We start from the raw sequence: 20,218 nt of genomic DNA, 5'->3' as shown, positions 1-20,218 counted from the left end.
AGTTCACTGCCATCGAACAACAAGTGGAGGGACGATGGCACTGCGCGACTATTGGAACGGGCCGAAACACCGACTCAAAGCCGAAAGCCTAGAACGCGAACTGGGGTCTCTGCAGTCGTCAGCCGATGAGCTTCAAAAGCGCTACGAAACCCTTGAGGAGCAACAGCGGCAAAGCGGTCTTCTGACTCTGCTTGAGATACAGAAAGCTATCCAATCGGAGGAGCACCGACTCGCTCAAACCCAGGCGAACGTGCTCACGGCTCAAGCCGAAGTGGACGCGGCTGTGCAAAGGCTGAAGGACGTTCAAAACCAAATCCTGGTTGCCGAAGACGTGATTGAACTCGAATCGTTCGCGCTCTACGTACCCAAGTACCAACTCACCAACAGTGCGGAGTACAAGGCTCGGCTGGATGCCATCCGCGAGGAACAAAAGGAATCGGCGCGGGGACTGAGCAAAAGCGTCGACCAGTGGGACCACGAGAGCGTCAGGCTCACAAAGACTGAATGGAAGCAGTTGCGAAAGGACGTCTTGAAGCTCGCGTTACGTGCCTTCAACAGTGAGAGCGAGTACTGCATCGACAACGTCAAGTTCAACAATGTCGACCGCATGGAGGAACGCATCCGTCGGTCGTTCGCCGCTTGCAACAAGCTGCTGAACCAAACGAGTTGCTGGTGGACCGATGTGGTTCTCGGGCGCAAGTTGGAAGAGTTGCATCTGGCTCACGAATTCCAAACGAAGCGGGCTGAAGAGAAGGAAATGGCACGCCAAGCTCGCGAGGAACAGCGTGAGCAAGAGAAGTTGGAACGCGAAATCCGGGAAGCGCGCGCCAAGATCGAGAAAGAGCGTCGGCACTTTGCTGGCGCGATGCAAAAGCTGCAACTCCGGCTGGCAGACACTCAGAACGGACAAGAACGTGAAGAACTGCTGGCGCGACTCACCGAGTTGGAGCAGCAGAAGGGCTCGCTTGACGAAGAGGAGCGCCTCTTGGACTATCGCGAACAGAATGCGCGGGCGGGCTACGTGTACGTGATCTCGAACATTGGCGCATTCGGCGAGGGCGTCTACAAGATTGGCATGACACGGCGCTTGGAGCCGATGGAGCGAATCGATGAACTGGGTGACGCCTCAGTGCCATTCCGCTTCGACGTGCATGCCTTGGTGTTTTCCGACAACGCACCGGCACTCGAAGCCAAGTTGCACGCACACTTTGCAGCGGGGCGAATGAACAAGGTCAACGGACGCAAAGAATTTTTCCGTGCGGACCTCAAGGACATCGAAGCGGTGATTCGGGCGAATTACGACGCGGTCGTTGAAGTGGTGCACGCGGCGCCAGCAGAGCAGTACCGCGAGAGCCTGCGCATGACCATGCCCTCTGAGTCCATCCAAGCAGCGGAAATGGCTGCGGCGATTGGTGCCTTAGCTTGACAGTCAAACGGCGTCCAAAACACGCATCTCAACCTGCAATCCCGCCGCCGTGGCCATGTTCACCAAGGCATCCAGGCCGAAAAGGTTGATCTTGCCGCGCATCAGGTCTGAGACGCGAGGTTGGGTCACGCCAAAGAGCTTTGCGGCTTGCGCTTGGCTCATCTCGGTGCGGGCCAGGTGATTCTTCAGCGCCGCCATCAGGACGGATCGCAGCTTCATGTTTTCGGCTTCTTCCGGGGTGTCTTCGATGGCATCCCAGACGCTGGCAAATCGTTGACTGTTCATCGTCCTGCTCCTTCAACCAGACCTGGCAACACTGAGTTGCCAGTCGCCCCTCACTCCACCGTCACACTCTTCGCCAGATTGCGGGGTTTGTCCACGTCCGTCCCGCGCGCGCAGGCGGTGTGGTAGGCCATGAGTTGCAGGGGCACGGTGTGCAGGATGGGGCTGAGGGCGCCGTAGTGCTCGGGCATGCGGATGACGTGCAGGCCGGGTTCGCTGTCGATGGCGGTGTCGCCGTCGGCGAAGACGTAGAGCTGGCCGCCGCGGGCGCGGACTTCTTGCATATTGCTTTTGAGCTTTTCCAGCAGCGCGTCGTTGGGTGCGACGGTGACGACGGGCATGTCGGCGGTGACCAGGGCCAGGGGGCCGTGTTTGAGTTCACCGGCGGGGTAGGCCTCGGCGTGGATGTAGCTGATTTCCTTGAGCTTCAAGGCGCCTTCCAGGGCGATGGGGTAGTGCAGGCCACGGCCGAGGAAGAGTGCGTTTTCTTTGCGCGCAAATTCTTCGGCCCAGGCCATGACTTGGGGCTCCAGGGCCAGCACGGCTTGCACGGCCACGGGCAGGTGGCGCAGGTCTTTGAGGTGTTGGGCTTCGTCGGCCTCGCTGAGGTGGCCGCGCACTTGCGCCAGAGCCAGGGTGAGCAGGAACAGGCCCACGAGCTGGGTGGTGAAGGCTTTGGTGGAGGCCACGCCGATTTCCGCCCCGGCGCGGGTGATGAAGGCGAGCTGGCATTCGCGCACCATGGCGCTGGTGGGCACGTTGCACACTGTCAGCGTGTGTTGCATGCCCAGGCTGCGGGCGTGTTTGAGGGCGGCCAGGGTGTCGGCGGTTTCACCGCTTTGGCTGATGGTGACGACCAGGGTGCGCGCGTCGGGCACGCTGTCGCGGTAGCGGTACTCGCTGGCAATCTCCACGCTGGTGGGGATTTTGGCGATGCTCTCCAGCCAGTATTTGGCCGTGGAGCCCGCGTAGTAGCTGGTGCCACAGGCCAGGATGAGCACGCGGTCCACGCCGGTGAAAACGCGGTGTGCGCCATCGCCAAAGAGTTCGGGGCAGATGTGGGTGACGGCATCGAGCGTGTTGGCAATGGCGCGCGGCTGCTCGAAGATTTCCTTTTGCATGTAGTGGCGGTAGGGGCCCAGCTCGGCCGCGCCGCTGTGGGCTTGCACGGTGCGCACTTCGCGTTGCACAGCCTCAAAGCGGCCGCTGGCCGCATCTTGGTGGCTGATCCAGCAGCGGCCCAGCTGCAGGTCCACCACGTCGCCGTCTTCGAGGTAGACGATTTGGTCGGTCACGCCGGCCAGGGCCATGGCGTCAGAGGCCAGGAAGTGCGCGCCCGCGTGCTGCTCGCGGCCCACGCCCAACACCAGGGGCGAGCCTTCGCGTGCGCCCACCACGCGGTGGGGTTCGTCGCGGCAGAACACGGCAATGGCAAACGCGCCCTTGAGGTGGGGCACGGTGGCTTGCACGGCTTCGAGCAGGTCGCCCTGGTAGTGCCAGTCCACCAGATGGGCAATCACCTCGGTGTCGGTCTGGCTGTGAAAGACATAGCCGCGCTGCTGCAGCTGGGCGCGCAGCTCGGCGTAGTTTTCGATGATGCCGTTGTGCACCAGCGCAATGCGCCCGGGGCCGCTGTGCGCGGCCTCACCCGTGCCGTGGGAGAAGTGCGGGTGGGCGTTGTGCACGGCGGGCGCGCCATGCGTGGCCCAGCGCGTGTGGGCAATGCCGGTGCCTGAGGCCACGCGGTCCTCGCTGGCCAGCGCCTGCAGCTCGGCCACGCGGCTGGTGGAGCGGGCGCGGCGCAGCTGCCCGTCTTGGTGCACGGCCACGCCACAGCTGTCGTAGCCGCGGTATTCCAAGCGCTTGAGGCCCTCCAGCAGGATGGGAACGATGTCTTGCTGACTCACTGCACCAACAATGCCGCACATACCGGGCTCCAAGATTTGTGTGAATGGCCCGAATCCTAGTGCTGAGCCCACACCAAGTGCATTCAACTTTAGTCCACTTTTGGTGGAAAATTTCACCACTCAGCATGAATGGCTGAATGTTTCAAAACCAATCACCAAATGAAACCAGAAATCACACTCGACGAGCTGGACTGGCGCCTGCTGGAGGCGCTGCAGCAAGATGCAGGTTGCTCCAACCAGGCGCTGGCGCAGCGCTGCCATGCCTCGCCCGCCACCACGCTGCGCCGGGTGCGGCGCCTGGAGGACTTGGGGGTGATTGAGCGGCGCGTGGCCCTGCTGTCGGTGCAGCACCTGGGCCTGGGCCTGCAGGCGGTGGTGGAGGTGACGCTGGACCGCCAGGGCGCGGAGCATCTGGCCGCTTTTGAAGCGCGCGTGCTGGCCGAGGGTGCGGTGCAGCAGTGCTACCGCGTCTCCCCCGGGCCGGACTTTGTGTTGATCGTGCAGGTGCTCGACATGCCGGCTTACCACGCGCTGGTGCAGCGGCTCTTCACGCAAGAAGCGAATGTGCGCAACGTCAAGAGCTTCTTCAGCGTTCAGCGCAGCAAGTTCACCACTGCGCTGAACCTCAAGCCCTGAGGCGTTCAGCCCTGGCTTGAGACTGTGCGACGCCGGGCCAAGCCCGCGCAGGCCAGGCCCATCACCAACATCAGCGCAGCGCTGGGCTCCGGCACCGGAGCCAGGCCGGTGAGCATGAAGCCCACGGGCGTGGAGTCCACCAGACCTCCGTTGACCGCATATGCGGTGCCCACGATGACGCTGGCGTCCTCGCTCATGGCTGTGGGCAGGGCGAAGCTGTAAGCACCCGCCACATCAATGCCCAAGCCATGCACGAAGTCGTTGAAGGACTGCATGCCGCCAGACTGGGTCCAGATGAAGCCGCTGCCTTGGTAGGCCTGAGCCCCGGTGGTGCGCTGCGTGCCAATGATCACACTGCCATCGAGGCTCACCGCATTGGCGTAGCCATAGGTGCGGGGAGGCGCACCGGGCAGCATGGGCAGGCTTTGCAAGCCAGTGGCTTCACTCCAGCGCCAGCCCCCAGGGTTGCCATTGGCGCCAAAACCCACCACCCATCGACCATCGGCCGACACACTGGCGGCTTCCTGCAGCACCCCACTGGGCGGCTTGATTTCAAACCGGCTGTACTGCGCGTCGCCGTCCGGGTCGCTCCACACCATGGGGCTGCGGCTGCCGCCCCAGCCCACAGCCACTTTGCCGTCATTGCTGATGGCATTGAGCCGCGTGCTGGCGGTGCTGTAGCCCGAGGTGCCCACATTGGCCACCAAGTTGCCGGTGGTGGTGTCCCAAATCACACCACGGCCACGGCCTGCGGCCGTACCGACGTCCCAGGCCATGCCCGCGACGTAGCGGCCGTTGCGGCTCATCGCCCAGCCGCCGGAAGTTTCCTGGGAGGAGGTGCCGCCAATGCCGCCCAGCAGTGTCCAGTCTCCCCCGTCAGCGCGCCGAAATGCGGCCTCGTAAAAGCCTGTCGCGGCATTGCGGGCCGTGCCGCTGATGATGCTGCCATCGGCACTGATTTGCGGTATGCCGCCAAACGCCCCCGAGGCCACCGCCCCACCCACATCACGCAAGGCGCCGCCAGACCATAGGCTGTAGCGCGTGGTGTTGTAGTCGTTACCGATCACGGCCGTGCCGTTGTTGCTGGTGCCCGTGGGCATAAAGCCGCTACCGAGCCACGTCATGTCAGCAGCATGAGCGCCGGTGCACAACAGCCCGCAGGCCAAAGACAGCGCGCCCAAACGCGCCGGAATACGATTCAAGCAAAGCATGGCAATCCCTTGGTGTAGCCCAAACAATTCCCACGCGATGCGGATACGTTTTTGTGTTTGCCAGTTCAAGCTTTCCGCTGCATGAACTTGAGCACATCGTAGAAAAGTCACGAGTTAGCCAGCAATCCCCGTGCTCGCGGGGTAGGCATGCGCAGCGCACCATGCAAGCAAATCTCAGACATGGCGGCCCAATAAATAAGGGCGGCCAGCGCCGCCCCTTGGGTGTGTGTTGCAAAGCGCGCTGCGCGCGCTGGCCTCAGTCTTGGCGGCGGCGTGCAGTCGCACCCACAGCCAGCAGGCCAGCCAACATCAATGCATAGGTGCTGGGTTCCGGCACAGGAGCGGACACGATTTCGTTGATCCAAGCCGCGTGGCTGAACACAGCCGTGGAGCCGCTGAGGTCTCCCCAGCTGGAGCTGTTGGCCTTGGAATAGTCGCAACCCATGGCGGCAGTGCAAACCTGCCAACCCCAGGAGTGCACGCCGGAGAGCAACCATTCGCTGCCATTCCAGACAAAGTCGCCACCGCCGGAGTCACCACCGGCGATCAGCGCTTCGTCTTGGCCCAAACCGGTGCCGCTGGTCCAGCGGTTGCCGGAGGCATTGGCCAGGATCTGCAGGGTGTTGTGCTTGTCGGGGTTCAGGAAGCCGTCGTAGTCGGCAACGTATTCCACGCCGTACTTGTCGTCGTCAGGGCTGTCACCAAACAGCGCGGTGTTGAGGTCCTTGCCCGAGACATCCGCAGTGTTGCGCCCCCAGTGCGCCCAACCCCGGTCATTCCAGTTGGTGGCGGTGTTGCTATTGCCCACGGAGGTGGTGCCATAGCCCATGATCAGGAAGTCCTTGCCCAGATCGTTGCTGGTGCTGATGTTGAAGCCCTGGATCGAGGTCACCGCGTTGTCCAGCTTCAGGATGGCGATATCCGAGCCCTGACCCAGCGCACCCGTCCAACCGGAGTGCACAAAGGCCTGGGTGGCGTAGCGGGTTTCCTTGGCAACGTTGTTGTAGACGCCGAAGTCCACGCGCATGCTGGTGAAGTCGTCCGCGCAATGTGCGGCCGTCAGCACGTACTGGCCGCCAGCCAGCAGCGTCCCCGAGCACGCGTAGCCCGCACCGGCCTTGGTGGTGAAGGCCAGACGCGCCACGCCCTCGAAATTGCGTCCGTTGAAGGTCTGCCCCTCAGTCACGCGCCAATTTGAGGGGTGGCTGTTGTTGCCCGTCTGTGGCTGCACTTGGCCTGGACCATCCAGGCTGGCCCTGGGCGCAAAGCGCGAGCCATAGACCTCGATAGGTTTGCTCGCGCCATCCCCCAGTTGCTTGGGGACAAAGCGCGTGTCTTCGATCTGACCGACCGGGCTGGCCTGCGCCAAGCCGGCCGCCACCAGCAGGGCCAGGGGCATGAGTTTGATTTTCAAGGACGTCGACATCCGGATACTCCTGTTTGCGCCCCAAGGCACACACGAGGAAAACCGCCCACACCAAGCCCTATGCCTGATCGAAGCCCTCCCTCATGCGTACCTCCAGTGCATGGCACATGGGGCAGCGGTTGCTTGAGAGGCCCATTCTTGAACAGTCAGGGTCGTGTTTTGCCAACCACAGCAAGCCAAATGCCGCGACAGACAAACCCTGATTCAGGGGCATCTGGGGGCTTTTTTGTCTGCGAGCACTGCCATTCAGGCCAGGCGCTGACCCAACCAAACCAGGGCCATGACCAGAGTGCAGATGGCCAGCCCCTGCCGGATCTGATTGACATGCGGCCGGGTGCTGCAAGCCAGAGGCAGGGCCAGGGGCGCCATCGCGACCACGACCAGCAATTGCGCCAACTCCAGGCCTGCATTGAAGGCCAGGCAGGCGCCCAGGAGCTGGGAGGTGTTGAGGTGTAGTGCCGTGAGGCCTTCGGCAAATGCACTGCCGTGGATGGCACCAAAGGCCGTGACCAAAGCCAACTCGCGGCGCGGGAACAGCGGCCTGAGGGCATGCAGCGCACACAGCGCGACGGTAACGGCAATCAAGACCTCCACCACGCGGCCTGCTGGGGGGAGCCAGTGCAAGGCCACGGCCATCAAAGCCAGGCTGTGCCCCAGGGTGAAGGCACTGACCCGCCAGAGCATGGCCTGCCACACGGCACGACGCGAAGGCGCGGCCTGCCAGCGGCCTCGGTGCAGGCGCAGCCCCGCCGTCCACCACAGCGTGGCCAGGAAGAGCAGGTGGTCTGCACCCTCCAGCAAATGCCAAAAGCCCTGGCGAGCCATGCTGAGAGCGCCTGCCCAAGGCGCGGGCGCTCTGCGGTGCACGTCCAGCCACAGCGGTGCATGGGAGACGCTGCCCAGCAAACGCGGCTGCTGGGGCAGTTCGCCGCGCTCCCAGTCTTGCGTCAGGGTGAAGACCACCACATGCGTGGCGATCTCGCGGGTGATGAGCTCGTAGTGCAGCCGCACCCTCTCGGCCTGCAGGCCGCTTGCAGGGTGCAGCTGCCAGCGCAGCGTCCATTCATTGGTGCCGGGTGCGGGCGGCAGGACCTCGGTGCTCATGAGCACCCAAGGCTGACCGTCAGGGTCAGTCGCCCAAAAGCGCCCTTGCGCGTAGCTGCGCACGGTGGCTTCGGTGAGGGCGTTGGGCGGGCTGCCGGACGACGCTGGCTGCGCGGCCTGAGCCATGGCCAGCATCAGCCGGTCCTCGGGCAGGCGAGCCTGCACCTGCCAATACCCAGACAGCACCTGCACCGACACCATCGACTGAGGCATGTCGTGTGCCACCCCCACCATGGGCCAACACAGCCACCACCACAAGCCCTGTTGAAGCAGACGCACCCAGCGCATCACCCAGCCCTCCAGGCTCAAAACTTGAACAAGCCGCCGTAGTCCAGCTGCTTGTCGCGCCAGACGCTGTGGTAGTGGTTTTGCGTGCGGATCACGATGCCGGGCTGCACCGAGAACTCGATCCAGACGCTGGGGCCATCGATGCGGACATAGGCCCCGCGCGTGGCCAGGTCGGTGTAGCCGGCCCAGGCCACGCGCGTGTCGGCCAAGGCCGTATCACTGACATAGGCCTCGGCCTGGCCGGTCTTGGCGTCGGCCGCATAGCTGAGGATGGCGGCCTTGACCAAGGCCTGCTGGGTGGCACTGAGCTGGCTGACCTGCAAGCCCTCACGCACGCTGGGGAACTTGCCGTCTTGCTGCGGTCGCACCAGCAGATCGTCATAGGCCTGGGGCAACTTGGCCGCAGCTTGCTGGCTCGCATCCAAGCCATTCAACATGGCCAGCAGGGCGTTGCGGCGGCTGGCCAGCGGCGCATGCTCCACGCCATTGGCACTCCAGGCCGTGGGCTCTACGGCCACAAACATGGGCGTGGCCCCCAGCACCTTGCCCGACACCGTGATGTGATGGGTGTAGTGGTGCCCAGTGAACTGCAAGATCCACGACGAGGTGGTGCTGGGCGCCCCCAACAAGGCGATGTAGTACAGGTCTTCGCCGTAGCCGCCGGTCAGCCCGCCGAGGTAGGCATCGGCGCTGCGCAACTCGTCCATGGTGGTTTGCCCCTGCGCCGTAAGCGAGGCACGCAGCAAAGTCAGCGCTGCCGCTTTGGCCTTGGCATCCAGGCTGCTCAAGGGCAGACCGCTGCGCGCCACCATGCCCACTGGCAGGTTGGACCAGCGCTGCGTGGCGTTGCTGGCCGTCAGCGACACCACCACCGCACTCTGCTGACTGCTGCTGAGCGTGGCCAGGAAGTTGTTGGCCAGGCAGGTGAGTTGCGCGGCCTGCTCCGTCTGCTGGCTGCAGTCTGCAGTCACCGGCGGCGTGATGGGTGTGGTGGGCGTGGTGGGCGTGGCGCCAGCGGCATCGCCGCTGTCACTGCCACCGCCGCAGGCGACCAACAAGGCCACGGTCGCCGCGGCAATAGCGCTGAACAATCCAGCGCGACGAATGACAGAGGGGTGGTTCACGGGGTTCTCCTTCAGGCCAACGCACAAGCCCTCGAAATGGGGCATAGCTGCCATGCTGGGACCGCTCGGTGAACCCTTGTTGTCTGAATTACATCAAGTTGGACACATGGCGCGAGGCCATGCCATGCGCACCACCAAACCACCGCCCTCGCGCGCGTGCAAGCTGAGACTGCCGCCATGCGCCACCGCCACCTGATGGGCGATGGCCAAACCCAGACCCCAGCCACCCGGCGAGGACTGAGGGGCTTGGACATAGGGCTGCAGCACATGATCCAGCAACTCGGCTGCGAGGCCCGGTCCACGGTCGCAGATCTCGATCAGCACCTGCGCGCCCTCCTCGCTCAAACGCAGCTCGCCGCCGCCGCCGTGGCGGATGGCGTTGTCCAGCAGGTTGTTCAACGCCCGTCGCAGCGCCAGCGGGCGCGCCTGCACGGGAGGCAGTTCACCACGGCAGCTCAGGGGGGGCGGTGCGGCGGCGGCGTCAACCCCGTAGAGCTCGTTCAAATCATCGACCACGCTGTCGGCCAGCGCACGCAGGTCCAGCACCTGCAGGGGTTCAGCCTCCACGCCACGGCTCAGCAAGGTCAAGGATTGCTCGAGCAAGCGCGCCATTTCCTCTGCGTCGCGGCGCAGGGCTGCACCTTCCGGGGTGGACGCAGCCATGCCCTCCAATCGCAGCTGCATGCGGGTCAGGGGGCCTCGCAGGTCGTGAGCAATGCCCGCCAACAGGGCCTGGCGCTGCCGCACTTGTTCGGTGATGCGGGCCTGCATGGCGTTGAACAGGGTGGTGGCTTGCTGAGCTTCCAGCGGGCCCTCCACGGGCAGGGGCATCAGGGCCTGATCGGCCTGCATGGCCCCAGCAGCCCGCGCCAGACGCTCAAATGGCCGCGCCAGCACCCGGCTGCCCACCCACACAGCCAGAGCCGCCGCCACGAGCTGGGCCAGCATGAGCAGGGCCAGCCAATGGGGTGGGAGTGGCGGGCTGTGGGGCTGCGGCCCCAGGCTGAGCTGGATCAACACAAAGGTCAGGCCATGGCTGAGCAGCAGCAAGCCCAACATCAGCATCACCAGGCGCCCAAACACCGTTTGCCAGCGGGTCAAGAATGTCATGGCGCGTCCAGTTGATAGCCCAGGCCACGCACGGTGCGGACCAGGCGCCCCTCGTCGTCTTGCAGCTTGTGGCGCAAACGGCTGACCAGCAAGTCAATGCTGCGCTCATGGCCCACCGCACGCGGTTGCGCCTGCGCTTGCAGGTCGGCCCGACTCAGCACCTGCCCTTTGTGCTGCAGCAGACACAGCAACAACCGGAACTCAGCCCCAGACAGAGGCACCAGCAGACCGTCGGCGCGGCGCAGTTCGCGTTGGCTCAAATTCAGGGCCCAACCCGCAAAGTGCCAGGCCTCTTGGCGCACCTCGCCTTGCTGGCGCCGCATCAGCACCTTGATGCGGGCCACCAGCTCGGCCACATCAAAGGGCTTGACCATGTAGTCGTCGGCCCCGCCATAGAGGCCCACCACCCGGTCCACTGGGTCACCCAGGGCGGTCAGCATCAGGATGGGCAGGGCGTGCTGTTGTCGCACCGCCCCACACAGGCTCAGGCCGTCGTCGCCGGGCAGCATGCGGTCCAAGATCAACACGTCCACATCTCCGCACGCCAGGCGCTTGAGCAAGCCCTGGCCACTGAGCTGATGCTCGGCCTGCAGGCCATGGCGCGCCAAAGCAGCACACAGCAAGGCACCGATCTCGGCATCGTCGTCGACGATCAGCACCCGCACCATGATCAGCGCTTGAGCACCATCAGGCCCTTGAGGTATTCGCCTTCGGGGAAGCAGATGGTTTGCGGGTGGTCGGGAGTGGCGCCCACGCGATCGAGGATGAAGCCGTCCACGCCTGCATCCATGCCCGCACCGGCCACGATTTTGTGAAAGAGCTCCGGCCCCACGCCGCCTGAGCAGCTGAAGGTGAACAGCACACCGCCGGGGGCCAGCAGTTTGAAGCCCAGGCGATTGATGTCTTTGTAGGCCCGCGCCGCGCGCTCGGCATGGGCGGCGGTGGGCGCGAACTTGGGCGGGTCCAGCACGATGGCGTCGAACTGCCGCCCCTCTTTGAGGTATTCGCGCAGCGTGGCGTTCACATCGGCATCCCGCGCGGTGTGACGCGCGGCGTCAAAGCCGTTGAGCAGCACATGGGCATTGGCGCGCGCCAGGGCGGGAGCAGACGAGTCCACGCTCACCACCTCCTTCGCCCCACCGGCCAGGGCAGCCACCGAAAAGCCCCCCGTGTAGCAGTAGCAGTTGAGCACCGAGTTCAGGCCGTATTGGCGCACGGTGTCGGCAAACTTTTTGCGGTTGTCGCGCTGGTCGAGGTAGTAGCCGGTCTTGTGGCCCTCGTGCACATCCAGGGTGAGCTGCCACTCATGCTCGCAGATGGTGATGGCCGTGCTGCCCTCGCCGCGCAGCCAGCCGCTGACCAGGGGCAGGCCTTCGAGCTGGCGCACGCTCGAGTCGCTGCGTTCATAAAGCCGCGTCAGGCCCGTGGCTTGGAGCAAAGCGTCGGCAATGGTGTCTTTCCAGCGCTCCGTGCCCGCTGACAGAAACTGCGCACACAGCGTGTCGTCGTAGCGGTCGACGATCAGGCCCGGCAGGCCATCGGCCTCGCCGTGCACCAGCCGCACCGCGTTGGAGGCAATGGGCATGCGGCTGCGCACGGCCACGGCCTGGCTGATCTTGTCGGCGAAGAAGGCCGCGTCAATGCGCTGGTGCTCCTCAAAGCTCCAGGCCCGCACGCGGATCATGGAGCTGGGGCTGAAGGAGGCCCAGCACAGGAAGCTGCCGTCCTCGGACTCGACCCGCACGGTCTCGCCCGGGTCGGCCTTGCCTTTTTCGATGGAACCCTGAAACACCCAAGGGTGGCGGCGCAGCAGTGAGCGTTCTTTGCCCGCTCTTATACGAATCACTTTCATGCCCGAATTGTCGGCCATGGGCTGCGCATTTGTTCAGCGCCCGGTGGTGCCGAAGGCGTAGCCGAGGTCGAGATTGAACATGGGGCTGCTGTTGTGGGTCTGACCCAGGGTGCGCCATTGGCCCGCGCCCAGGCGCAGGCGCAGGCGGCCGTCGCTTTGCAGGCCTTCCCACTGCAGCCAGGCCTGGCTTTGCGCCACCGCGCCCGAGCCCGCGGCCACGCCCCCACCACCGGCCGCGCCCACCAGCAGCTCAGCCCCCGTGCGCCAGCCTGACCAAGCCGGGCTGTTGAGGCCCAGGCCAAACAGGCCATAGGCATAGGCCCCTGCACGGCCCCGGGCCGCACTGCCAGCTTGCGCCACGCCATAGAGCGGCCCGCCGAGCTGGCGCGTCACACCCAAGGTCAGCGCCGTCATGCCCTCTTGGCGCCCGTCCTTGTAGGGCAGACGGCTGAAGTGGTGTGCACCAAATGTCCAGGTCTGCAAACGCACAGCAGCAGACTCCAGCGGCGGCAGCGACAGGGTGCGGCTGAGCGGCTCCAGCGGCAGAGCCAGGGCCAGGCGCAGTTGGCGCGCTTCGTAATGGCCGCGCGGCGCCTTGGTCCAAGCGGCCTCCAGGCGCAGCGTGGGGCCCCAGGGCGTGATCCAGCGCAAGGTGGGGCCAGCGCGCAGCAGCCAGCCACTGCCGGTATCGAGGTCCCCCCCGCCGCCCAAGCCCGCCGAGAGCTGTGCCCCCACACGCAGACGCGGGCTGAACAGCGCCCAGTCCTGACCCATATTGGCCAGGACGTCCATATAACCGTCGTTGCCGCCTTGCGCAGCGCCTGAGGCCTCCAGGCCCCACCAGGCGCCCTCGCCCAGGTACTGGCGCACATCGGCGCCAGCGCGGCCGCGGCGGCCGCTCACGGTCTGGCCGCTGCGCTGACGGCTGGCCGAAGCACGTGGGCTGTCCTGCACCACATTCAGCGCCACTTCGTCAAAGCCCATGCCGGTGCGATCACCCGCACGCCCCCAGCGGCCAGCTTCCTCGGGCGAGAAGCTCAGAAAGCGGTCCGAGCGGCCCAGCACCAGGGTCCAGTTGGTGTCGCGGATATTGCCGCTGGGAAAGCGCAGCTGTGCCACGCCCAGACCCAGATACCAGGCGCCGAACTGGCTGCGCAGGCTCAGTTCCGGACGCAGCATCAAACCGCCGCCCGTGTTGTTGAGCGGTGTGCTCACGCCCCCGCCCGCACCTGTGAACAGGCCGGCTGACAGGTGCATGTCCTGACCCAGCGCCCAGCGCCCTTGCAGCGTCAGGCCTGAGGCAAAAAAGCCGCCCAAATCTCCCTTGGCCGCGCCGTACACAGAGGGCCCCAGGCCCCAGGTTTCGTTGAGCGCCACCAGATAGCTGCCGCCCAGCAAAGCGCTGCGCTGCCCGCCGTTGAGGCGCAGCGGCGTCCAGCTCATTTCAAACGCCGCCGGGCGTTGGTCGATGGCGGTGACTGTTGGTGGCTGCGCGGTCTCGGTACTTTGGGCCTGCACACCCAGTGCAGCAGCGCCGAGCATGGCGCACAAAGCCCGGGACATCAAAGGGCGAAACATGAACATCAACTCCAGCGGGCTTGTCGCCCCTTACTTTTTGCGCGCCCTGGGGTGGGCGGCATCGTAGACCTGGGCCAGACGTTGATAGTCCAGCCTTGTGTAGACCTGGGTGGTGCGAATCTGAGCGTGGCCCAGCAACTCCTGCACCCCACGCAAGTCTCCACTGGATTGCAACACATGCGAGGCAAAGGAATGCCTCAACATGTGGGGGTGAACATGCGCGGGCATTCCTGCATGGACACCGCGCAGGCGCAGGCGGCGGCGCAGCGCATCGGCGCTCAAACGCCGCCCGCGCGGGCCCACCAGCAAGGCCGCCTCATCGGCCGCAGCCCACTGACCACGCACGGCCAGCCATTGCTGCAGCGCCTCCAGGGCGCAGCGCCCCAGCGGCAGCGCGCGGCGCTTGCTGCCCTTGCCCAGCACCTGCAGCTCGGCTGCATCGAGCTGCAGCCAGCCCTGGGCCTGGGCGCTGTGGCGCAGGTCCAGCCCCACCAGTTCGGCCACACGCAAGCCGCAGCCGTAGAGCAGCTCCACCACGCAGCGGTCCTGCACTTGCTGCACGGGGTTGGCCTCGCCGTCGGTGTGCTCGGCCAGGCGCACGGCGTCGTCCACACCCAGGGCTTTGGGCAAGGCCTGACCTTGGCGCGGCGCGCGCAGCCCATCTACGGGATTGCTGGCCACCAGGCCCTCGCGGCCCAGCCAGCGGTACCAGCCACGCCAGGCCGACAGGTGCAGGGCCAGCGTGCGCGGGCCCTGTTGCTGCGCCATGTGCAGCTGCGCCAGCCACGTGCGCGCGCGCGCCATGTCCAGCTTCAGCAAGTCTTGCGCGTCGCGCTGCGCCAGCTGCTGCAGCTGGGCCAGGGCATGTTGATAGATCACCAAGGTGCGCGGCGCCAGGCGGCGCTGCACGCGCAGAAATTCCAGATAGCGCAGCTGCAGCGCGTCCAGCTCGGGCGCGTCTGCAGCTGCGCTGTTCTCAGGCATCGCCCTGGTCCGGCGCAGTGCGCGGCAGCAGGCCGGCCAGCGCGGCGGAGGCCAAAGCGCCCACGCGCTCCAGGAACTCGGTGCCCATTTCGGCGGTGTAGCGCGTCGCGTCGGGCGAGCCCAGCACCAGCAGGCCAAAGGCCTTGCCGCTGCCCGGCTGCACCAGGGGCACCAGGGCCAGCGAACCCACCTCGCCGGTGAGCCAGTGGGCGGCCTCAAAGCCGGAGTTCACGCCGCAATAGGGCTGGCTCAGACTGTTGGCAAAAGATTTGACGTCCGAGCTCACGGCCAAGGCCTGCGGCAGCTCGGCATACACCGCATCCAGCCCCCACAGGCGCAGACCCGTGGTGGGGATGAGGAAGTGCTGGCGCAGCCCGCGCTCCACCAGCTCCGGCAACGCTTGCGGGTTGACCGCCGCCATCAAGGACAGCGTCCACTGATGCAGGCGCTCGCCATGGGTTTCGTTTTCCTGGCCGTGGCGGATCATGTCCAGGATCTTGCGCTCCAGGCCCTTGATCTTGTCGCGCAGCAGCTCGGTCTGGCGCTCCTGCAAGGAGACGGTGTGCGGGCCATGGGGATGGCCCAGCCGCACGCCGACCAGCAGCTCGGCGTGGCGCTCAAAAAAGCTGGGGTCGCGCGCGAGGTGCTCGACGATGTCTTGTTCGGTCAAACCTTGGATGCTGCTCACAGAACGATTTCTCCTTCAAACACCGTGGACGCCGGGCCGATCATGCGCACCGCGGCGCGCAAGCCCTGACTGATGCCGGCCCATTCAATGCGCAAGTCGCCGCCGCGGGCGTGGACTTCCACCGCCTCATCGAGCCAGCCCAGGCGTATGCCCGCCACCACCGCCGCACAAGCGCCGGTACCGCAGGCCAGGGTTTCGCCCGCGCCGCGCTCGTACACACGCAGCCGCACTTCGCGGCGCGACAGCACTTGCATAAAGCCCGCGTTGACGCGCTTGGGGAAGCGCGCATGGCCTTCGATTTGCGGGCCCAGGAGGGCCACGGGTGCTTGGTCGACATCGGCCACGCGCTGCACGGCGTGCGGGTTGCCCATGGACAGCACGGCGACTTCGCAAGACACGCTGTCGGCCAGGCTCAGCGGCCAGAGTTCAAACAGCCCCTCGTGGCGCGGCATGAGGCCGCCGCCATCGAAGGGAATGTCGAGGTGGTCAAACAGCGGCGTGCCCATGTCCACGCTCACGCGGCCATCGTCTTGCAGCGAGAGCTCCAGGGTTTTGTTGAGCGTGCGCACACGCACGCTGCGCTGCTGGGTCAGCCCTTTGTCGACGAGGAATCGCACCAGGCAGCGCGCGCCGTTGCCGCAGTGCTCGACCTCGCCGCCATCGGCATTGAAGATGCGGTAGGTGAAATCAACATCGTCTTGCTGGGGCGGTTCGACCAGCAGGATTTGGTCGCAGCCCACGCCAAAGCGACGGTCGGCCAGCTGGCGCAGCTGCTGGGTCGTGAGGGCGAGCGCAGTGCGCGTGGCGTCAAGCACCACCACGTCATTGCCTGCCCCCTGCATCTTGGTAAAGCGCAGATTCATAGGGGGATTATCTCCGTGTGTACAGCGAGGGCTCACCAGCCGGGCGGGTCTTGAAACGCTTGTGCACCCAGAGGTACTGCGCGGGTTGCTCGAGGATGCGCGCCTCAATCCAGCGGTTGAGCAGCAGCGCATCGGCTTCGAGGTCGCCGCTGGGGTAGCCCTGCAGCGGCTCGTGCGCACGCACCAAGATGCCCTGCCCGCGCGGCAGCAGCGTCACCACAATGGGCTGGACCACCATGTCCAGGGTCTGCGCAATCTTGGCCGGAGCCAGCAGCGTGCAGGCGGGCACGCCGAAGAACGGGATGAAGGCCGAGTCTTTGGCGCCAAAGTCCATGTCGGGCAGGTTCAAAAAACCATGGCCCGAGCGCACCGCGCGCAAGATGGCGCGCACGCCGTCGTGGCGGTCCACCAGCTGGGTGCGGCCAAAGCGTTCGCGCGCGCGGCGCAGCCAGCGGTCCACCACCGGGTTGCTCTGGCGCTGGTAGATGCTGGCACCCGGGCAGGCCTGGTTGAGCATGATGGCCGGGGCCGACCAGTCCAGGCCCACAAAGTGCGGCATCAACCACATCACCGGGCGGCCGCAGTGCTCGCTCAGCGCAATATCGCCCTCGATGCGCATGAGCCGCTGCAAGCGTGCGGGCGAGGCAAACCACAGCAGGCCGCGCTCCAGATAGCTGCGCGCCAGCCACGCAAAGTGCTCGCGCGCCAGGGCTTCGCGCTGCGGCGCGCTGCGCTCGGGAAAGCACAGCTCCAAATTGCGCAGCGCAATGCCGCGGCGCGAACGCGCCAGGCGGTAGAGCAGCGCCCCCAGGCCGCGGCCCAGCCAGTCCTGCACCCCCAGCGGCAGCCAATGCACCAGCCACAGCAGCGCAATAAAGCTGTAGGCCGCCAGCCGCGCTGCCAGGCCGGTGGAGCGGTAGCGCCCGCTCAAGAGCCATCTCCCAGCTGTTCCAGCGCCACGGCACGCGGCGGCTTGTAGCGGTTGTAGCCCCACAGGTATTGGTCGGGTGCCAAGCGGATCAAGCCTTCCATGGATTCATTGATGCAGCGCGCGGCCTCCACGGGCGACATCTCGGACGTCACCCGGGGCCCGTCCAGCACGTGGATGCGGTAGCCCGCGCCACCGGGCAGGCGCTCGCTCCACAGGGCCACAGCCCCGGCATCGGTCTGCTGCAGCAAGCGCGCTGCCAAGGTCATGGTGTAGGCCTCGCGGCCGAAAAAGGGCGCCCAGACGCCCAGCCCCTCGGGCGGCACCTGGTCTGGCAGCAAACCCACGGCTTCTTTCTGGCGCAAGGCGCGCAGCATTTTGCGCACACCCAGCAAGCTGGCCGGAGCGCCCTGCACGCCCGGACGCTCGCGCGCGGCTTCGACAATGGGCCGCAGCAGGGCTTGGCGCGATGGCCGGTACATCACGGTGATGGCACCAAAGCGTTCCGCAAAGGCCTGCGCGGCCACTTCAAAGCAGCCCATATGCGGTGTGAGCACGAGCACGCCGCGCCCCTGGGCCTGCAGCGCCTCGACACGCTCGGCCCCCACCCACTGCACACGCGCACTGGCCGGCTCAGACTGAGGCCGCGCCCACACCCAGGGAAGCTCCCCCAGCATGCGCCCGGCCTGACGCACCGCAGCGCGCGCCACCTGTGGCTCAAACCCAGCCTGCGCCACATGCGCTTGCAGGCGACGGCGGTAAGTCGGTGAGACCCAATTCGTCAATACCCCCAGGGCAGCGCCCAAAGCCTGCAATACCCACAAAGGCCAACGCGACATCCAACGCAGCACCCACATCTTGCGTACAAGTCTTTCTATAATTGCGACATCGCCGAGTTACTGGACTACTTGCGGGGCGATCATGCTGTTTTTCAAGGGAACCACAGCTTGCGGAGCAGCGATGCTCAATCAATTCCGCTAAAGCGTTCGCCGCCTGACTCCCTCAGCCCCGGCCAACGCGGGTCTTCGATGTCAACTGGGAGTTTAAATGGCGAATGATTTTCTCTTCACCTCCGAATCTGTCTCGGAAGGCCACCCCGACAAGGTGGCTGACCAAATCTCTGACGCGATCCTGGACGCCATCTTCGCGCAAGATCCCCGCTCGCGCGTAGCGGCTGAGACCTTGTGCAACACGGGCTTGGTGGTGTTGGCCGGTGAGATCACCACCAACGCGCATGTCGACTACATCCAAGTCGCGCGCGACACCATCAAACGCATCGGTTACGACAACACCGAGTACGGCATCGACTACAAGGGCTGTGCGGTGCTGGTGGCTTACGACAAGCAGAGCAACGACATCGCCCAGGGCGTGAACCACGCCAGCGACGATCACCTCAACACCGGGGCGGGCGACCAAGGCCTGATGTTCGGCTACGCCTGCGATGAGACGCCCGAGCTCATGCCCGCGCCCATCTACTACGCACATCGCCTGGTGGAGCGGCAAGCCCAGCTGCGCAAAGACGGCCGCCTGCCCTTCCTGCGCCCGGACGCCAAGAGCCAGGTGACCATGCGCTATGTGGACGGCAAGCCCCACAGCATCGACACCGTGGTGCTGTCCACCCAGCACGCCCCGGAGATGAGCCTGGGCGACAAGATGAAGCCCGAGTTCTACGAGGCGGTGATCGAAGAGATCATCAAGCCCGTGCTGCCCAAGGACTGGCTGACCGCCGACACCAAGTACCTCATCAACCCCACGGGGCGCTTCGTCATCGGTGGCCCGCAGGGCGATTGCGGCCTGACCGGGCGCAAGATCATCGTCGACACCTACGGCGGCGCCTGCCCGCACGGCGGTGGTGCCTTCTCGGGCAAGGACCCGACAAAGGTGGACCGCTCGGCCGCCTACGCCGCTCGCTACGTGGCCAAGAACATCGTGGCTGCGGGTCTGGCCAAGCAATGCCAAATCCAGGTGGCCTACGCCATCGGCGTGGCGCGCCCCATGAACGTGACGGTTTACACCGAAGGCACGGGTGTCATCCCTGACGAGCAAATCGCTCAGCTGGTGGAGCAGCACTTCGACCTGCGGCCCAAGGGCATCATCCAGATGCTGGACCTGCTGCGCCCCATCTACAGCAAGACGGCAGCCTACGGCCACTTCGGCCGCGAAGAGCCCGAGTTCACCTGGGAGCGTACGGACAAAGCCCAGGCGCTGCGTGCAGCGGCCGGGCTGTAAAGCACGGCCTTCGCGTCAGCGAAGCCTGGGCTTTGGGGCGCAGTTCATAGCCGCGCAGCGGATGTGAACGAAGACCACAAGGCTGCAATGCTGCGTGCAGCGGCCGGGCTGTAAAGCACGGCCTTCGCGTCAGCGAAGCCTAAGTAAAAAGCCACCGCACACGCGGTGGCTTTTTTCATGGGCGCAGCACTCAGAGGCCGCAGAACTTTTTGAAGGGGCCCAGCACCAAATCGCCGTTGAAGGGTTTGACGATCCAGCCCGTCACACCAATGGCTTTGCCGCGTGCGCGCAGCTCAGCGTTGGCCTCGGTGGTGAGCATGACGATGCGCACGTCTTGATTGCCCATTTCGGTGCGGATTTTCTCCGCCATGGTCAGCCCGTCCATATTGGGCATATTCACGTCTGACACCACCAGGCGGATGGCGGGGTCGGCGCGCAGCTGCGCCAGCCCGTCGCGCCCATCGCAGGCCAGCACGACCTCAAAGCCGTGCTTGCTCAAGTAGCGCCCCACCACATCGCGCATGGTGCTGGAATCGTCGACAACCAAAACATGTGCCATAGAAAGTCTCCTCCGTTGCGCAC

The 20,218-nt window shown here is 65.5% G+C and carries 19 protein-coding genes; 3 read left to right on the top strand and 16 right to left on the bottom strand.

Annotation, left to right across the window (positions count from 1 at the left end):
- The first annotated feature begins 34 nt into the window (after window positions 1–34).
- Entirely contained in the window at window positions 35–1,426 is a 1,392-nt protein-coding gene (locus tag ACG0Z6_RS00835; protein WP_394457902.1) for an SNIPE associated domain-containing protein, read from the top strand.
- Between the two features lie 3 nt (window positions 1,427–1,429).
- On the opposite strand, the gene ACG0Z6_RS00830 is transcribed toward ACG0Z6_RS00835, so the two are convergent.
- Entirely contained in the window at window positions 1,430–1,711 is a 282-nt protein-coding gene (locus ACG0Z6_RS00830; RefSeq protein WP_394457900.1) for a helix-turn-helix domain-containing protein, read from the bottom strand.
- 50 nt (window positions 1,712–1,761) lie between these two features.
- The gene (gene glmS, locus ACG0Z6_RS00825; RefSeq protein ID WP_394457898.1) at window positions 1,762–3,636 is read right to left on the bottom strand and encodes a glutamine--fructose-6-phosphate transaminase (isomerizing); all 1,875 of its coding nucleotides are present in this window, start codon (window positions 3,634–3,636) and stop codon (window positions 1,762–1,764) included.
- A 138-nt stretch (window positions 3,637–3,774) separates the two neighbouring features.
- Here glmS and ACG0Z6_RS00820 point away from each other — a divergent pair, with 138 nt between their 5' ends.
- Entirely contained in the window at window positions 3,775–4,251 is a 477-nt protein-coding gene (locus tag ACG0Z6_RS00820) for an Lrp/AsnC family transcriptional regulator (protein ID WP_394457896.1), read from the top strand.
- Window positions 4,252–4,256: 5 nt separating this feature from the next.
- On the opposite strand, the gene ACG0Z6_RS00815 is transcribed toward ACG0Z6_RS00820, so the two are convergent.
- The 13 genes from ACG0Z6_RS00815 to ACG0Z6_RS00755 all read right to left on the bottom strand — a co-directional run bounded on the left by ACG0Z6_RS00815 (window position 4,257) and on the right by ACG0Z6_RS00755 (window position 18,264).
- Window positions 4,257–5,462, bottom strand: a complete 1,206-nt coding sequence (locus ACG0Z6_RS00815; protein ID WP_394457894.1) for a PEP-CTERM sorting domain-containing protein — start codon at window positions 5,460–5,462, stop codon at window positions 4,257–4,259.
- 256 nt (window positions 5,463–5,718) lie between these two features.
- The gene (locus ACG0Z6_RS00810) at window positions 5,719–6,888 is read right to left on the bottom strand and encodes a trypsin-like serine protease (RefSeq protein ID WP_394457892.1); all 1,170 of its coding nucleotides are present in this window, start codon (window positions 6,886–6,888) and stop codon (window positions 5,719–5,721) included.
- 246 nt (window positions 6,889–7,134) lie between these two features.
- Entirely contained in the window at window positions 7,135–8,280 is a 1,146-nt protein-coding gene (locus ACG0Z6_RS00805; RefSeq protein ID WP_394457890.1) for a HupE/UreJ family protein, read from the bottom strand.
- A 17-nt stretch (window positions 8,281–8,297) separates the two neighbouring features.
- Window positions 8,298–9,404 (bottom strand): DUF3500 domain-containing protein, encoded by a 1,107-nt coding sequence (locus ACG0Z6_RS00800; protein ID WP_394457888.1) that lies wholly within the window; start codon window positions 9,402–9,404, stop codon window positions 8,298–8,300.
- A 93-nt stretch (window positions 9,405–9,497) separates the two neighbouring features.
- Window positions 9,498–10,514 carry a sensor histidine kinase gene (locus ACG0Z6_RS00795; protein ID WP_394457886.1) on the bottom strand — a complete coding sequence of 339 codons (1,017 nt, stop codon included), beginning with the start codon at window positions 10,512–10,514 and terminating at the stop codon, window positions 9,498–9,500.
- The gene (locus ACG0Z6_RS00790) at window positions 10,511–11,182 is read right to left on the bottom strand and encodes a response regulator transcription factor (protein WP_394457884.1); all 672 of its coding nucleotides are present in this window, start codon (window positions 11,180–11,182) and stop codon (window positions 10,511–10,513) included. The genes ACG0Z6_RS00795 and ACG0Z6_RS00790 overlap by 4 nt, the downstream gene beginning before the upstream one ends.
- 2 nt (window positions 11,183–11,184) lie before the next feature.
- Complete coding sequence (locus ACG0Z6_RS00785; RefSeq protein ID WP_394458789.1) at window positions 11,185–12,366, bottom strand: class I SAM-dependent rRNA methyltransferase; 1,182 nt, start codon at window positions 12,364–12,366, stop codon at window positions 11,185–11,187.
- A 33-nt stretch (window positions 12,367–12,399) separates the two neighbouring features.
- Complete coding sequence (locus ACG0Z6_RS00780) at window positions 12,400–13,944, bottom strand: hypothetical protein (protein WP_394457882.1); 1,545 nt, start codon at window positions 13,942–13,944, stop codon at window positions 12,400–12,402.
- A gap of 30 nt (window positions 13,945–13,974) precedes the next feature.
- On the bottom strand, window positions 13,975–14,928 hold the full coding sequence (locus tag ACG0Z6_RS00775; protein ID WP_394457880.1) for a tyrosine recombinase XerC: 954 nt from the start codon (window positions 14,926–14,928) through the stop codon (window positions 13,975–13,977).
- Window positions 14,921–15,616 (bottom strand): DUF484 family protein, encoded by a 696-nt coding sequence (locus ACG0Z6_RS00770; RefSeq protein ID WP_394457878.1) that lies wholly within the window; start codon window positions 15,614–15,616, stop codon window positions 14,921–14,923. The genes ACG0Z6_RS00775 and ACG0Z6_RS00770 overlap by 8 nt, the downstream gene beginning before the upstream one ends.
- Entirely contained in the window at window positions 15,613–16,479 is an 867-nt protein-coding gene (gene dapF, locus ACG0Z6_RS00765) for a diaminopimelate epimerase (RefSeq protein ID WP_394457876.1), read from the bottom strand. Before dapF ends, ACG0Z6_RS00770 begins: the two co-directional genes overlap by 4 nt.
- A 7-nt stretch (window positions 16,480–16,486) precedes the next feature.
- The gene (locus ACG0Z6_RS00760; RefSeq protein ID WP_394457874.1) at window positions 16,487–17,410 is read right to left on the bottom strand and encodes an LpxL/LpxP family acyltransferase; all 924 of its coding nucleotides are present in this window, start codon (window positions 17,408–17,410) and stop codon (window positions 16,487–16,489) included.
- Window positions 17,407–18,264, bottom strand: coding sequence for a lysophospholipid acyltransferase family protein (locus tag ACG0Z6_RS00755; RefSeq protein ID WP_394457872.1), 858 nt, complete (start codon window positions 18,262–18,264; stop codon window positions 17,407–17,409). Before ACG0Z6_RS00755 ends, ACG0Z6_RS00760 begins: the two co-directional genes overlap by 4 nt.
- A gap of 190 nt (window positions 18,265–18,454) precedes the next feature.
- On the opposite strand from ACG0Z6_RS00755, the gene metK reads away from it, so the two are divergent.
- The gene (gene metK, locus ACG0Z6_RS00750) at window positions 18,455–19,636 is read left to right on the top strand and encodes a methionine adenosyltransferase (protein ID WP_394457870.1); all 1,182 of its coding nucleotides are present in this window, start codon (window positions 18,455–18,457) and stop codon (window positions 19,634–19,636) included.
- 190 nt (window positions 19,637–19,826) lie between these two features.
- Here metK and ACG0Z6_RS00745 read toward each other — a convergent pair whose 3' ends face one another.
- The gene (locus ACG0Z6_RS00745) at window positions 19,827–20,195 is read right to left on the bottom strand and encodes a response regulator (protein ID WP_394457868.1); all 369 of its coding nucleotides are present in this window, start codon (window positions 20,193–20,195) and stop codon (window positions 19,827–19,829) included.
- Between the last annotated feature and the right edge of the window lie 23 nt (window positions 20,196–20,218).

Origin of the sequence: Roseateles rivi, from assembly GCF_043555845.1 — a bacterium.
Classification (GTDB): Bacteria; Pseudomonadota; Gammaproteobacteria; order Burkholderiales; family Burkholderiaceae_C; genus Roseateles; species Roseateles rivi.
Note: the sequence above shows the minus strand (reverse complement) of the source record. Positions and strands in the feature narration are given on the sequence as shown.

Bases quoted from the DNA above. Each gene is read 5' to 3' on its own strand.
- ACG0Z6_RS00755 (WP_394457872.1), bottom strand. From the start codon at position 18,264: ATGTGGGTGCTGCGTTGGATGTCGCGTTGGCCTTTGTGGGTATTGCAG.
- ACG0Z6_RS00820 (WP_394457896.1), top strand. From the start codon at position 3,775: ATGAAACCAGAAATCACACTCGACGAGCTGGACTGGCGCCTGCTGGAG.
- ACG0Z6_RS00745 (WP_394457868.1), bottom strand. From the start codon at position 20,195: ATGGCACATGTTTTGGTTGTCGACGATTCCAGCACCATGCGCGATGTG.
- ACG0Z6_RS00810 (WP_394457892.1), bottom strand. From the start codon at position 6,888: ATGTCGACGTCCTTGAAAATCAAACTCATGCCCCTGGCCCTGCTGGTG.
- ACG0Z6_RS00830 (WP_394457900.1), bottom strand. From the start codon at position 1,711: ATGAACAGTCAACGATTTGCCAGCGTCTGGGATGCCATCGAAGACACC.
- ACG0Z6_RS00815 (WP_394457894.1), bottom strand. From the start codon at position 5,462: ATGCTTTGCTTGAATCGTATTCCGGCGCGTTTGGGCGCGCTGTCTTTG.
- metK (WP_394457870.1), top strand. From the start codon at position 18,455: ATGGCGAATGATTTTCTCTTCACCTCCGAATCTGTCTCGGAAGGCCAC.
- glmS (WP_394457898.1), bottom strand. From the start codon at position 3,636: ATGTGCGGCATTGTTGGTGCAGTGAGTCAGCAAGACATCGTTCCCATC.
- ACG0Z6_RS00790 (WP_394457884.1), bottom strand. From the start codon at position 11,182: ATGGTGCGGGTGCTGATCGTCGACGACGATGCCGAGATCGGTGCCTTG.
- ACG0Z6_RS00835 (WP_394457902.1), top strand. From the start codon at position 35: ATGGCACTGCGCGACTATTGGAACGGGCCGAAACACCGACTCAAAGCC.
- ACG0Z6_RS00780 (WP_394457882.1), bottom strand. From the start codon at position 13,944: ATGTTTCGCCCTTTGATGTCCCGGGCTTTGTGCGCCATGCTCGGCGCT.
- ACG0Z6_RS00805 (WP_394457890.1), bottom strand. From the start codon at position 8,280: ATGCGCTGGGTGCGTCTGCTTCAACAGGGCTTGTGGTGGTGGCTGTGT.
- ACG0Z6_RS00785 (WP_394458789.1), bottom strand. From the start codon at position 12,366: ATGAAAGTGATTCGTATAAGAGCGGGCAAAGAACGCTCACTGCTGCGC.
- ACG0Z6_RS00775 (WP_394457880.1), bottom strand. From the start codon at position 14,928: ATGCCTGAGAACAGCGCAGCTGCAGACGCGCCCGAGCTGGACGCGCTG.
- dapF (WP_394457876.1), bottom strand. From the start codon at position 16,479: ATGAATCTGCGCTTTACCAAGATGCAGGGGGCAGGCAATGACGTGGTG.
- ACG0Z6_RS00795 (WP_394457886.1), bottom strand. From the start codon at position 10,514: ATGACATTCTTGACCCGCTGGCAAACGGTGTTTGGGCGCCTGGTGATG.